Below are 13343 nucleotides of genomic sequence, written 5' to 3' on the forward strand. Positions count from 1 at the left end.
CGGCGATGGCGCCAGAGGCCAATGCACTGAGGCTTAACAGAATTTTGGAAGTAACAGGGGATAATCTCACGGGCGATGGTGCTCGTCTTGGTGTGCAACTGGGGTCGAATGGCCGATATCTTAACCTGTAAGCGGGGTAACGGCGAGCCTCGATGCCGGTGGCAGAGAGCACAACGCCCCGAGGTCGGGGCGTTGTTTCACACATCGAGCGGATCTGCTTATTGCGGCTCGGATTGCGCCGCCGCGTGGTGCTCGGGGATCTTCACCTGCAGTTGCTGCAGACGGCGCCGGTCGGCATGCATCACCTTGAACAGGTAGCCATCTAGCTCGATCTCCTCGCCCTTCTTGGGCAGGTGGCTGAAGGCGTGCATCACCAGACCGCCTACCGTATCCACCTCTTCATCGCTGAATTTGGTGCCGAAGAAGTCGTTGAAATCCTCGATCTCGGTCAGGGCGCTGATGGAGAAGACCCGCTTGCTGAGGCGGCGGATTTCGTCCGGCTCATCCTCGATGTCGTCAAACTCGTCGTCGATCTCGCCAACGATCAGTTCCAGTATGTCTTCGATGGTCACCAGACCGGAGACGCCACCAAATTCGTCGACCACGATGGCCATGTGGTAGCGCTCTTCACGGAACTCCTTGAGCAGACGGTCAACCCGTTTGCTTTCCGGCACGATCACCGTGGGGCGCAAGATTTTCTCGAGCTGCAGCGGCTCGCTGGCGTGATGGCCGCCAAATCCGAAGGGGAGCAGATCCTTGGCGAGCAGAATGCCCTCCACATGATCCTTGTCCTCGTTGATCACCGGGAAGCGGGAGTGGCCGGACTCGATGATCACCGGCAGGATTGCATCCACCGGCTGGGACTTCTCGATGGTCACCATCTGGGAGCGGGGGATCATGATATCGCGCACGCGAAGATCGGCGATCTCCAGCACCCCCTCGATCATGTCCTTGGTGTCCTGATCGATGAGGTCGCGCTCTTCGGCATCGGCTATCACGTCTACCAAATCATTGCGGTCTTTTGGCTCGCCCTGGAAGAGTTGGCTGAGTTTGTCGAGCCAGGTTTTCTTCGGCGAGCCGGTACTAGGGTGATCGTCGGTCATTTTCTCTCTTGGTTACTCGTATGAACACACTTGAAATAGTTCGGGTTATATAAGGATGGTCATCTGCTGTTTCAAGACGATGACCGTCCAGCGTTTTACTCTTCGTCGTTCAGATAAGGATCGGCAAAACCGAGCTCCTGCATGATGTCGCGCTCAAGCTGCTCCATCTCTTCGGCTTCCTCATCCTCGATATGGTCATAACCTAGCAGATGCAGACTGCCGTGCACAACCATGTGGGCCCAGTGGGCCATGAGGGGCTTGCCCTGCTCCTCGGCCTCGCGCTCTACCACCTGACGGCAGATCACCAGATCGCCGAGCAGCGGCAGCTCCAGACCGGGTGGCGCCTCGAACGGGAAGGAGAGCACGTTGGTGGGCTTGTCCTTGCCGCGATAGGTGAGATTGAGCTCGTTGCTCTCCGCCTCGTCGACGATGCGCACCGTCACTTCAGCCTCTTGCTGGAAGCCGAGAATGGTGCCGTCGAGCCAGCCTTGCAGCTGGGCTTCGGTGGGCAGGCCGTCAGTGCTGGCACTGGCCAGCTGCAGATCCAGGGTTACGCTCATTGCTCGCTCTCTTTGCTGGCGTTTGTTTGGCCGGCCACCTTCTCGGCTGCCTGCTTGGCGTCGAACGCCTCATAGGCCTGCACGATGCGGGCCACCACCGGGTGGCGAACCACGTCTTTGGACTCGAAGAAGTTGAACGACAGACCATCGACCCCTTGCAGCACTTCCAGCGCATGGCGCAGGCCGGATTTGGCGTTGCGCGGCAGGTCTACCTGGGTGATGTCACCGGTGACCACCGCCTTGGAGTTGAAGCCGATCCGGGTCAGGAACATCTTCATCTGCTCGGTGGTGGTGTTCTGGGCCTCATCGAGAATGATAAAGGCGTCATTGAGGGTTCTTCCGCGCATATAGGCGAGCGGCGCCACTTCGATGATGTTGCGCTCCATCAGCTTTTCGACCCGCTCAAAGCCCAGCATCTCGAACAGGGCGTCGTAGAGCGGGCGCAGGTAAGGATCGACCTTCTGGGAGAGATCGCCAGGCAGGAAGCCCAGCTTCTCGCCTGCTTCCACCGCCGGACGGGTCAGCAGAATGCGGCGGATCTCCTGACGCTCCAGCGCATCCACGGCTGCCGCGACCGCCAGATAGGTCTTGCCGGTACCGGCTGGGCCTATGCCGAAACAGATGTCGTGGCGCACGATATTGGCGATGTACTGGGCCTGATTGGGGCTGCGTGGCTTGATGAGACCGCGCTTGGTCTTGACCGTCACCTCCTTGCCATAGGGGATGCTCGGCGCCGGTTCGTCATCCTGCTCCAGCACCCGCGACTCCTGAATGGCCAGATGGACCATGTCGGGAGTGATGTCGGTCACCTTGCCACCCTTGAGGGGCTGGGTTTCCACATAGAGGTGTTTGAGGATGACGGCGGCGGCATCCACCTGGGCCTGCTTGCCCAGCAACTGGAAGTGGCTGTCACGGTAGCTGATCTCGACGCCGAGGCGGCGCTCCAGCTGCTTGATGTTGTCATCGAAGGGGCCGCAGAGGCTAGCAAGGCGCTGGTTGTCGGCGGGCTCCAGATGCAGATTCAGGGTCGAGATGTGTCGGCTCAAAATATCCTCGTCTCAAGGCGCTCCCCATCCGCCGGGCGAATGGGGAGGAGGGGATTAATGGGGTGTGAAGGCGGCCACGCCCAGCTCGTCCGGCACGTTATCCGGGCGTCGGGCCAGGATTTCGCTCGGGGCGGTGGCGATCCGCAGGTTCATCTCGCTCTCGCCGCGGATGAACTTGCCGCGCAGGGAGTTGGGACGCACCTCGGTGATCTCCACGTCGGCAAAACCGCCGATCAGGGTGTGCTGGCCTTCGAAGTTGACCACCCGGTTGTTCTCGGTGCGGCCACACAGCTGCATCGGATCGAGCTTGGAGGGCCCTTCCACCAGGATGCGCTGGGTGGTGCCCAGCATGGCACGGCCAATCTGCATCGCCTGGTTGTTGATGACGTGCTGCAGGCGGGCCAGACGGGCTTTCTTCACTTCCATGTCGACATCGTCTGGCATGTCGGCGGCCGGGGTGCCCGGGCGCGGACTGAAGATGAAGCTGAAGCTCATGTCGAAACCCACATCTTCGATCAGCTTCATGGTTGCTTCAAAGTCTTCGTCCGTCTCGTTCGGGAAGCCAACGATGAAGTCGGAGCTGATGGTGATGTCGGGACGGGCTGCACGCAGGCGACGGATCTTGGATTTGTACTCCAGGATGGTGTGCGGGCGCTTCATCATGGTCAGGATACGGTCGGAGCCGCTCTGCACCGGCAGGTGCAGGAAGCTGACCACTTCCGGGGTGTCTTTGTAGACTTCGATGATGTCGTCGGTGAACTCGATCGGGTGGCTGGTGGTGTAGCGAATGCGATCGATACCGTCGATAGCGGCCACCAGACGCAGCAGCTCGGCGAAGGTGCAGATGCCGCCATCAAAGGTCGGACCGCGGTAGGCGTTGACGTTCTGGCCGAGCAGGTTCACTTCGCGCACGCCCTGCTGGGCGAGCTGGGCGATTTCGTAGAGCACGTCGTCCAGCGGTCGGCTCACCTCTTCACCGCGGGTGTAGGGCACCACGCAGTAAGTACAGTATTTGGAGCAGCCTTCCATGATGGAGACGAACGCGGTAGCCCCTTCGGCGCGCGGTTCGGGCAGATTGTCGAATTTTTCGATCTCGGGGAAGGCGATATCAACCTGGGCACCATGGCCCTCTTGCACTTCCTTGATCATGGCGGGCAGGCGATGCAGGGTCTGCGGGCCGAACACGATATCCACATAGGGAGCGCGCTGGCGGATGGCATCACCCTCCTGAGAGGCAACGCAGCCACCCACGCCGATCACCAGACCGGGCTTGTTGGCCTTGAGCTTTTTCCAGCGTCCCAGCTGGTGGAACACCTTCTCCTGCGCCTTTTCGCGGATGGAGCAGGTATTCAGCAGCAAGACATCTGCCTCTTCGGGCTCTTCGGTAAGGGTGTAGCCATTACTGGCATCCAACAGGTCGGCCATTTTGGACGAGTCATACTCGTTCATCTGGCAACCCCAGGTTTTAATGTGAAGTTTCTTGCTCATTGCTTCTCTTGACTTGTTTTGAAATCGGCATGGTCAAAGGACCGCGCATTTTACTCCGCAATCTGGATACTGCCTAGCTAATATCCAGCTGGCAATGGTGCTCACCCGATACCTGTTGCCGTCAAGCTCAATAAGCTTTCTCCTTGATTTGACGCAGCAATTCCCCGTTTGTCTCACTGTTTATCAGTCGCCCTTGCGCTATCATGCTGCCATCCGGTTCACGTCCGGGCGCTGTCGCCGGACGCACCCTTTCAGGAATAAATGTATGGAACAGTGTGATATCGCCATCGTCGGCGCCGGCATGGTGGGCGCCGCCACCGCCTGTCTGCTGGCGGCTCAGGGCCTCTCGGTGCGGGTCATCGAGACCCAACTGCCGGAGCATTACGCGCCGGAGCAGCCGCTGGATCTGCGGGTCTCCGCCATCAGTCAGGCTTCGGTGGCGCTGCTGGAGCAAGCTGGTGCCTGGCACCATCTGCAGCAGATGCGGCTCTGCCCCTATCGCCGGCTGGAGACCTGGGAGCTGGACGGCTTTGCCACCCGCTTCAATGCCGCCGATCTCGGCTTGCCCCAGCTCGGCTACATCATCGAAAACCGGTTGGTCCAGCTCGCCCTGCTCAAGCGGATGGAGGATTTTCCCACCATCCAGACCCACACCCCGGCGGCGGTGACCAGCCTGCGCCAGAGTGCAGATGAAGCTGTGCTGACTCTGGACGACGGCACCGAGCTGGCGGCCCGCTGGGTGCTGGCCTGCGACGGCGCCGAATCCCACACCCGCAAGCTGGCGGGTATCGGCGTATCGCGCTTCGAGTACCGCCAGCACTGCATGCTGATCAATATCGACACCGACTTTGCGCAGGAAGATATCACCTGGCAGCAGTTCACCCCGAGCGGTCCGCGCGCCTTCCTGCCGCTGCCGGGCCAGCACGGCTCCCTGGTGTGGTATGACAGCCCGGCCCGTATCCGCGCGCTGGTTGCCATGAGCAACGAAGGGCTTGCCGCCGAAGTGCGCCGCCACTTCCCGAATCGGCTCGGCGGCTTTACCGTCACCGGCAAAGGGAGCTTCCCGCTGGTGCGCCGCCACGCCAACGACTATCACGCCGGTCGGGTGGTGCTGCTTGGCGATGCTGCCCACACCATCAACCCGCTGGCGGGGCAGGGGGTCAACCTCGGCTTCAAGGATGTGGCCTGCTGGGTCGACTTGTTGCAAGGTGCTGGCGCCGACTGGCATCAACTTGTGCTGGCCGAGCGCTACGAGCGGCGCCGTCGCCCCGACAACCTGCTGATGCAGTCGGGAATGGATCTCTTCTACGGGGTATTCAGCAACGAGATTGGCCCCCTCAAGCTGGCCCGCAATCTTGCTCTCAATCTGGCGGACAAGGCGGGCCCGCTCAAGGAGATGGCCCTGCGTTATGCACTGGGGCTGGTTTGACAGGTCGGAACCAGATAGCACGTGCTGAATGCACGAAGGAGCAAAGGTGATGAACAAGGCACTGCTGGTGATCGATTTTATCAACGATATTGCCCATCCCGACGGGCGCATTGCCGCCTCCGCAGCCCACGTGGTGGAGCAGGATGCCATTGCGCACGCCAATCAGGCGCTGGCCCATGCCCGCGCCCACGGCTGGCTGGTGGTGCTGATCAAGGTGGGCTTTGACGGCGGCTATCAACTGCAACCCAAGGGCTCCCCCATGTTTGGTCGGGCTCACCAGTTGGGTGCGCTCTCTTTGGCTGACAGTGGCACCGACTTTCACCCGGATCTGGATGTGCAACCCAGTGATCTGGTGCTGGCCAAGCCCAGGGTCAGCCCCTTCTATGGCACGGCGCTGGAGCCTGCGCTGCGAGCCAACCATATCGACCATCTCTATCTGTGCGGGGTGAGTACCAGCTGGGCCATTCAGGCGGCAGCGCGGGATGGTCACGATCGCGACTACGCCATCACCATTCTGGAGGACGCTTGCGCTGCCGCAGATGACATCGAGCATCACACCTCGCTGCGGATGCTGGGTCGCATCGCCGAGCTCATCAAGGTGTCCCAGCTAGCTTGATCCTTAACGCAGGCTGCGCCCGATCACCGTTTTGAGATTGACCCTGCGGCCCCCTGTCGGGCCGCAGCGCTTTTGGGCAACATGATTGTCAGGCAAGATAGTGCTCACATGGATAACAACAAGGATGGACAGATGCGTTATCAGGGACGGATCGCGAGCTGGAACGAGGCGCGCGGCTTTGGATTTATTACGCCGGAGCAAAATGGCGCCGAGCAGACAATCAATGGATCACGCAGTGCAGGGCTGTTTGTGCATGTTACGGCGCTGCAATCAGATGGCCGGGTGCCAGAGCCGGGGGAGCGTGTCACCTATCTGATCGGCAGTGGCCAGGATGGCAAACCGAGGGCGTTGCAGGTCTTTTTCCCCGATCGCCCGCTCACGTTGGCGGATGCCGTGCCTTCGTCCGCATCATCAGCGGCGCCATCGTTTCGGGCGGCAAGTCAGCCGCCACGACCCACCTCGACCAGAGAGAGAAGTAACCCCTATCGACGTCGCAAGAGCAGCTGGAGTGGCAAACTGATCCCCCTGTTGGTGCTCGTCGGCCTCTTTTCCATCTATTCCCGTTTCTCGGCCGAGTCGATGGCGCCATTGCCGGTCTCCTCTTTCAATCAGGAGGAGGTCAGCACGCCACAGGCAACGACCTTTATTCGCCAGTGTGATGGTCGGCAGCATTGTTCCCAGATGACTTCCTGCGAGGAGGCAACCTGGTTTTTGCAACATTGCCCGAACACTAAAATGGACGGAGAGGGCGATGGCATCCCCTGCGAAAATCAGTGGTGTGGTCATTAAATGTGACTGATCAGATACATATTCTCATGATGTGCTCTTGTTATCCGGAACAGGGAAACTGGCCTGAAACCTTGCCGGATAGTGTTCGATGGTGAAATTTGGTCTCAGTTGGCTAAGTGGGAATGGGGTGCTTTACTCTATCTGCTGACTTAATTGTTAATAGGTGGCGGTATGCCACTTTTGCCACAGGATGGCCACCATGGCGGATGATATACAGAAGCGGCAGAGTCGCTTTGCCGAGCGAGCCCATCATCTGGCTGCGCTGCTGGATTCGCTGGAAGACCAGATATCGGTGATAGATCGGGATGGCGTGATCCATTACACCAATCTCGCCTGGGATCTGTTTGCCGAGCAAAACGGCATGCCAAAGGGATATAACTGGATTGGGGTCAATTATATGGGGGCTTGTGACGCTGAAACCGAGCCCTCTGGATTGGCTGCCGTGGAGGGGATCCTCCGGGTTATCCGGCATCAGCAGGAGAAGTTCTATCTGGAATACCCCTGCCACAGCCCCGACACCCAGCGCTGGTTTATGATGCGAGTAGCGCCGGTACCCGGACTTGACGCCGAGTATTTTTCCATCGCCCATATCAATATCACCGAGCGCAAGCTGCTGGAGCTGGAAGTTGCCAGCCTCTCCCAACATGATCCTCTGACCGGACTGGCCAATCGGCGGCTGTTCAACAGCTTTTTGCATAACGAGTGGCGGCGCAGCATGCGTGAACATACCCCGCTCTCCCTCATCATGCTGGATCTGGATAACTTCAAGGCGTGCAATGACCATCTTGGTCATCAGATGGGAGATGGCTCCCTCCAGCTGGTGGGCCATCTTCTGCAATCCTTTTGCCAGCGCCCAGCGGATCTGCCCTGCCGTTTTGGTGGTGACGAGTTTGCCCTGATCCTCGGCAATACCGATCGAGATGCGGCTCAGCGGATTGGAGAGGAGATCCGCCAGGCCATCAACGATCTCGACATTGTGGTGGCAAATAATATTCAGCTTAGCGCCAGCATTGGCATTGCCACCTACACAGCAGAGCAACTGCTGGAGGGAGAAGGGGCGTTGCTGGCCGCGGCCGATGCGGCGCTTTATTGCGCCAAGGGGTCGGGTAAAAACCGTAGTCACTGCGCCAGCTGTTGAGCCGCATTGCCGCTTTTGTCCTGCATGCGCCCCCTTGATGGAGGCGCACTGTTTTTTGGCTGGTCACGGTGTTAGCTACCAGTAAGGGTTGGTTTCAGCGCTCTGGCGTGGCTGACACCGGCAGGGGATGGCTGGCGATCACCTGCCTGACGAAGTGATCCCGGATGGGGTCGGCAAAGTCCGGATTCCATACCATGCTGACCTCCCACTCGGAGCTGGGACCAGAGAGAGGATAGAGGGTGACATCGGGCCCTGCGATAAAGCTGACGCTGCGCGGCAGGATGGCATTGCCGATGCCCGCCGCGACCAATGCCACCAGCGTCTGGATATCCTCGGCCTCCTGGACCATGCCGATCAGCCGATTGGCGCCGAGAAAATCGGCGATCTGCTGGCTGAGTCCGGGGCAGCGGTGGCCCACCATCTGCAACAGGGGTTGACTGGTCAGTGCCTGCTGGACGTCGAATGCGGCCGGGTCTGGTTCGGTCATTCGTGTCGGCACTGCCAGCACCAGCCGGTCGATCAGCAGTCTGTGCTCCTGTAACTGCGGCACCTGAGGTCTGCGCATAAAGCCCAGCTGCAACTGGCCGGAGAGCAACTGCTCCTGCTGGATCGCGGAGGGCATATCCTGCAGATGGATCATCACGTCCGTGACCTGCTGCTTGAAGCGGGCCACCAGCGAGGGTGCAAGCGCAAAGCTCGACAGGCCAAACCCAATCTTGAGCCGACCGGCCACGCCACTCGCCACTGCCAGCGCATGGCTTTCGAACTCCCGACCGTGCTCGACCAGCGCACTCGCCTGAGTGAGCAGCTGGGCGCCGAGCGCCGTCAGCTCGGCACCGTGGCGACCCCGCTTGAACAAGGTGCAGCCCAGCGTCTGCTCCAGCCCCTGGATCTGCTTGGTGAGGGCCGGTTGGGTGATAAAGAGGCGGCTGGCCGCTTCCCGGTAGTTGGCGGTGTCGGCCAGCGTCACAAACGCCTGCAGTTGCCTCAAGTCGAATTTCATTCCAATTGGTTATCCAAAGTGGCGATTTATTGATTATAAATTATCTAATCGCCTTGTTCTAATGGCTCGGCAAGGGGGGGGATCGCCCTCCGATGAACCGGAACAAGGAGCCATATCATGTCCACTCAACGTTATCTTTTTTTGATCAAGGGCACGCTGGTGCTGGCCCAGCCATTGGCGGCCCCGGAGACTGGGGAGCTGCTCGCCAGCCTGTTGCAACAGGGGTTTGTGGTCGGCCCCTTGCAAGTGTGGGCTGGCAGTGCCGAGCAGGCGCTCGCTTGTTATGAGCGTGCCGTCCAGCAGCAGGCCTTTGCCGATGCGCTCTCTGGCTCTCTGCCCGAGCTGGCCGGGGTGCCTGTATGAGTGTCTGTATGAGTGCTGGCATGAACACGATCACCCTGTCGGTATCCGCCCTGCTGCTCGATATGGATGGCACTCTGGTCTGCTCGACCGACGATGTGGAGCAGGTATGGCGGATCTGGTGTCGTGAGCATCAGCTCGATCCCGAGCCGGTGCTGGCTATGTGCCACGGTATGCGCTCGCGGGAGGTGATCCGGGCGCTGGCCCTGCAACTGGATGTAGAGCGGGAGGCAGCGCGGCTCGACGAGCTGGAGATGCTGCATACCGGCGGCAACGCCATCGCCGGAGCTGGCGAGTTGCTGCGCCACCTGCCGCCACAGCATTGGGCCATCGTGACCTCCGCAAGTGAGCGGGTTGCCCACCATCGCCTGCGTTGTGCCGATTTGCCGCTGCCGGCCGTGCTGGTGGGGGCCGAAGCTGTGGTCAATGGCAAACCCGATCCCGAGCCCTATCTGCTGGGGGCTGAACGGCTTGGCGTCTCGCCCGCTCGTTGCTTGGTGTTCGAGGATGCCCCGGCCGGTATCGAGAGCGCCCTGCGTGCAGGCTGCACCGTGGTGCAGGTAGAGGGCGATGCGCCGCTCAATCCGGCGGTGGTGGCGGTGATCCGCGACTGGCGCGAGGTGAAGGTGGCGTTGGGGGAAGGCGAGTCCCTGCTGGTGACGCTGCCCGCCTGAGCGGTGGAGTGAGTGCGTGACGACCGCAGATTGCGGTATGAACCATCGCCATCAACACTGTATGCCGCAATAAAAACGCCCCCGAGATGTGGGGGCGTTTTGCTTTCTTAACGGTTATTTGAAAACGCGGAAACGGGTAGCGTCGTCGATAAAAGTCTTGTCACCGGCCGGTTGCTTTATGCTGCCAAAGGGCATCTGGGCGCGCAGCAGCCAGCTGGCGGGCAGGTTCCACTCCTTGCGTACCGCCTCGTCGATCAGCGGGTTGTAGTGCTGCAGGGAGGCACCGACCTTCTCCTGCGCCAGTGTCGTCCAGACCGCAAACTGGGCGATGCCGGTGGCATGTTCCGACCAGATGGGGAAGTTGTCGGCGTAGAGGGCGAATTTTTGCTGCAGATCCTTGATGACGTCGGTGTCTTCGAAGAACAGCACGGTACCGAAGCCTGCGCGGAAGCTGCCATCTACCTTTGCCTCACTCTGGGCATAGGCCTCCGGCGGCACAATCTTTTTCAGCTCGGCTTTGACGATATCCCACAGCTTGTGGTGCTGGGTGCCAAACAGGATGACGGCACGGGAGCTCTGGGAGTTGAAGGAGGAGGGGCTGTGCTTGATGGCATCCTGGATCAGGGCCGTCAGCTGCTCCGGCGTGTGGGACACCTGGTCGCCCAGGGCATAGATGGTACGACGTGCTTTGATCTGTTCGATAAACGGACTGCTCATAACATCTCCTTGTTCTGCTTGGCGTTGCAGCCGGTGATGGGCGGTTTGTCCAGCGCCGGCCGCGTCAGGTATAGACTATAACACCCGCGATGCAGAGCGGGGTTAACCCGGGGTAACTCGCTTTTTTCCTGTCAGTTGATATTCGTTTGCGAACCTTGATGTTTTGTTAGTGTTGGAAATGTCACTCAAGGAACGTTGAAGTGATATTAATCAATGATTCATTCCCTCTTCTCTCGCACAATTCCGCTATGTTTTCCCCTGCTCGGATGTCATGTGAGCCGCTCGTATCTCAACAAGCGCTACTATGTGCTGGCCCCTCTCTCCGCACTGCTTGGTTTGCTGATCCTGATCGTGACGATCATCATGGCCATTGCCAGCTATCTTCGGGATATCGACATGACGGTATCCGGCTTCGGCCACATGGCCTCCTCCGTTGAGGCGTCCCTGATCCACGAGATGGTGAAGGTCAATGAGCGGCAACTGGCGGTGCTGGAGGCCTCGCTCGACAAGGAGAAGATCGCTCGCGGCGGGTTGGCCGACTCCCCCATCTGGGCCATTGCGCACAAGATCAAACCAGGCAACCACTACATCTACTTTTACAACCTGAACGTGGATCGTATCGACAGCTACCCGGACTGGCTACCGCCCCCCGGTTATCAGGCGGCGCTGCGACCTTGGTATCAGGTGACCACCATGCCGGGCGACGAGCTCGTCTGGTTTGGCCCCTACCCTGAATACAATACCAATGAACTGATACTCAGCCTGATTAAACGGGTGCGGGACGATCAGGGGCAACTGCTGGGGCTGCTGATGGTCGACATGTCGTTCGACTCGCTGCAGCAGGCGCTACAACGGACGGTGGGCGGTAATCAGGCAGCACTCTATCTTACCTTGCGCGACAGCGGCCAGCTGGTGGTGGGCAGCAATATGGATCTGCTGGCAGATCACCCCATCGAGCAGCATCAGGGCCAGCAGTGGCTCGGTCTGAATGTGTTGTGCCATGGCACTTTCCTTAAGCGCGAACTGGCGGATATTGGCTGGGATCTCAATATCTATCTGCCACCCGTGCTGTTTCGCAACAGCCTCTACGATGCGTTGCGGATGGTGGTTTTTCCACTGCTCTCTCTGTTTGCCATCTGGTGTTGCAGTTTGAGTCTGCTGGTGCGGATCTTCCGCCAGGAGCAGGAGTTGGTGTCGGGCTCATTGACCGGTATCGTGCGCGATTTGGAGCGTTCAGCCCCTCTCACCGAGCCCAAGACCTGGTTCGTGCGGCGTAGCCTGAACGAGATCGATCAGGTCAGGGCCAGTTTCCTCAAGGGGCAGGATGCGCTGTTGTGGGATCCCCTGACCGGTATCATGAACCGGCGTGCCTTCGAGCAGCACAAGGCGGCACTGGGGCAGAGGGGGGCGTGCTTCTGGCTGCTGCTGTTTGATGTCGATCACTTCAAGGGGATCAACGACAGCCAGGGCCATGCCTTCGGCGATCAGGTGCTGTGTCGGGTGGCCAACCGTCTTGCTGATGTGCTGGGGGTGAGTACGGTTTACCGGATAGGTGGGGATGAATTTGCCGCTTTGCTGCAACAGCCACAGGATGAGTTGGCGGAGAAACTCGGTTGTCTGCTTGAACTGGTGCGTCAGCAACAGTGGCGTGAACACCGTGGGCCGATCACCCTGAGTGCTGGTGGAGCCTGCCATTCTCCTGCTGCCGGCCCTATTTTCGAGCGGGCTGATGCTGCTCTCTACCGCAGCAAGGAGGCTGGCCGAGACTGTTGGCATCTGGTGGATGAGGCTGCTGACTGACAGCTTTTGTCCCAGCGCGGCGGGTCTGTGCCGGGACTCGACAACCAGATTGTGGGTCTCCTTGCCGTAATAGTTTGGCTTTTTGGTGATTTTAATCTTTAAATTCAATCGCTTGATTTTACTTTTCCATTTTGGACGGCGACCTTGCGGTCATTGACTGTCGCATCCCTCATTTCTGCTGGCTGGCGAACCCCGTGGCGCTTTGTATAGTGCCGCTGAATATTAATCAGGTTTGACAGGAGTACTCATGGAGATGAATTCGCGCGATCTTCGCGCACTGGCACTGCTGGGCGCCTTGCTGGCTGGCAGCACTACCGTGCATGCTTCCGAGACCCTTAATACCATTCTGGGTGGCGGCGCAGGCGGGGTAGCGGGCACCATGATCGGCAAGGAGCTGGGTGGCGATACCGGTGCGCTGGTGGGGGCTGCGTTGGGCGGCGCTGCCGGTGGCGCGGCGACGGCCAACAAGGGCAACAAAAATGAAGCGGCCCTTGGCGGCGCGGTGGGGGCGCTGGGCGGTGCTGCCATCGGCAAGAGTGTCGGCGGCGATACCGGTCAACTGATCGGCGCCGGGGTCGGCGGGGCGGGTGGTTCGGCCATCGGCGCCAAAACCGGCGATG

General features: G+C 59.9%; 14 protein-coding genes. 8 read left to right on the forward strand and 6 right to left on the reverse strand.

Annotation, left to right across the window (positions count from 1 at the left end):
* Window positions 1-218 precede the first annotated feature (218 nt).
* The 4 genes from corC to miaB all read right to left on the reverse strand — a co-directional run bounded on the left by corC (window position 219) and on the right by miaB (window position 4197).
* The gene (gene corC, locus DBR30_RS09945; protein WP_005354092.1) at window positions 219-1103 is read right to left on the reverse strand and encodes a CNNM family magnesium/cobalt transport protein CorC; all 885 of its coding nucleotides are present in this window, start codon (window positions 1101-1103) and stop codon (window positions 219-221) included.
* Between the two features lie 95 nt (window positions 1104-1198).
* Window positions 1199-1663, reverse strand: a complete 465-nt coding sequence (ybeY, locus tag DBR30_RS09950; RefSeq protein WP_058058877.1) for an rRNA maturation RNase YbeY — start codon at window positions 1661-1663, stop codon at window positions 1199-1201.
* The gene (locus tag DBR30_RS09955; RefSeq protein ID WP_108542160.1) at window positions 1660-2709 is read right to left on the reverse strand and encodes a PhoH family protein; all 1050 of its coding nucleotides are present in this window, start codon (window positions 2707-2709) and stop codon (window positions 1660-1662) included. The genes ybeY and DBR30_RS09955 overlap by 4 nt, the downstream gene beginning before the upstream one ends.
* Window positions 2710-2763: 54 nt before the next feature.
* Window positions 2764-4197, reverse strand: coding sequence for a tRNA (N6-isopentenyl adenosine(37)-C2)-methylthiotransferase MiaB (miaB, locus tag DBR30_RS09960; protein WP_108542161.1), 1434 nt, complete (start codon window positions 4195-4197; stop codon window positions 2764-2766).
* Window positions 4198-4462: 265 nt separating this feature from the next.
* Between miaB and DBR30_RS09965 the strand changes: the two genes are divergently transcribed.
* The 4 genes from DBR30_RS09965 to DBR30_RS09980 all read left to right on the forward strand — a co-directional run bounded on the left by DBR30_RS09965 (window position 4463) and on the right by DBR30_RS09980 (window position 8169).
* Entirely contained in the window at window positions 4463-5626 is a 1164-nt protein-coding gene (locus DBR30_RS09965; RefSeq protein WP_108588325.1) for an FAD-dependent oxidoreductase, read from the forward strand.
* A gap of 49 nt (window positions 5627-5675) precedes the next feature.
* A complete protein-coding gene (locus tag DBR30_RS09970; RefSeq protein ID WP_108588326.1) occupies window positions 5676-6242 on the forward strand; it encodes a cysteine hydrolase family protein in 567 nt (188 codons plus the stop codon).
* A gap of 132 nt (window positions 6243-6374) precedes the next feature.
* On the forward strand, window positions 6375-7031 hold the full coding sequence (locus tag DBR30_RS09975; RefSeq protein WP_108541919.1) for an excalibur calcium-binding domain-containing protein: 657 nt from the start codon (window positions 6375-6377) through the stop codon (window positions 7029-7031).
* Window positions 7032-7230: 199 nt separating this feature from the next.
* Window positions 7231-8169, forward strand: a complete 939-nt coding sequence (locus DBR30_RS09980; RefSeq protein WP_108541918.1) for a sensor domain-containing diguanylate cyclase — start codon at window positions 7231-7233, stop codon at window positions 8167-8169.
* 94 nt (window positions 8170-8263) lie between these two features.
* Here the strand turns inward: DBR30_RS09980 and DBR30_RS09985 are convergent, their stop codons facing one another.
* Window positions 8264-9172 carry a LysR family transcriptional regulator gene (locus tag DBR30_RS09985; protein WP_108541917.1) on the reverse strand — a complete coding sequence of 303 codons (909 nt, stop codon included), beginning with the start codon at window positions 9170-9172 and terminating at the stop codon, window positions 8264-8266.
* Between the two features lie 117 nt (window positions 9173-9289).
* Here DBR30_RS09985 and DBR30_RS09990 point away from each other — a divergent pair, with 117 nt between their 5' ends.
* Both DBR30_RS09990 and DBR30_RS09995 read left to right on the forward strand, forming a co-directional pair.
* Window positions 9290-9535, forward strand: coding sequence for a hypothetical protein (locus DBR30_RS09990; protein WP_108541916.1), 246 nt, complete (start codon window positions 9290-9292; stop codon window positions 9533-9535).
* Window positions 9536-9555: 20 nt separating this feature from the next.
* Window positions 9556-10206 carry an HAD-IA family hydrolase gene (locus DBR30_RS09995; RefSeq protein WP_181363534.1) on the forward strand — a complete coding sequence of 217 codons (651 nt, stop codon included), beginning with the start codon at window positions 9556-9558 and terminating at the stop codon, window positions 10204-10206.
* Between the two features lie 114 nt (window positions 10207-10320).
* Here DBR30_RS09995 and DBR30_RS10000 read toward each other — a convergent pair whose 3' ends face one another.
* Complete coding sequence (locus DBR30_RS10000) at window positions 10321-10923, reverse strand: nitroreductase family protein (protein ID WP_108541915.1); 603 nt, start codon at window positions 10921-10923, stop codon at window positions 10321-10323.
* A 273-nt stretch (window positions 10924-11196) separates the two neighbouring features.
* Between DBR30_RS10000 and DBR30_RS10005 the strand changes: the two genes are divergently transcribed.
* Together DBR30_RS10005 and DBR30_RS10010 are read left to right on the forward strand one after the other, a co-directional pair.
* Window positions 11197-12723 (forward strand): sensor domain-containing diguanylate cyclase, encoded by a 1527-nt coding sequence (locus tag DBR30_RS10005; protein WP_108541914.1) that lies wholly within the window; start codon window positions 11197-11199, stop codon window positions 12721-12723.
* A gap of 247 nt (window positions 12724-12970) precedes the next feature.
* Window positions 12971-13343, forward strand: a 373-nt coding sequence (locus DBR30_RS10010) for a glycine zipper domain-containing protein (protein WP_108588328.1), incomplete at its 3' end; no start/stop codon positions are given.

The organism is Aeromonas sp. HMWF017 (assembly GCF_003061465.1).
Taxonomy (GTDB): Bacteria; Pseudomonadota; Gammaproteobacteria; order Enterobacterales; family Aeromonadaceae; genus Aeromonas; species Aeromonas veronii.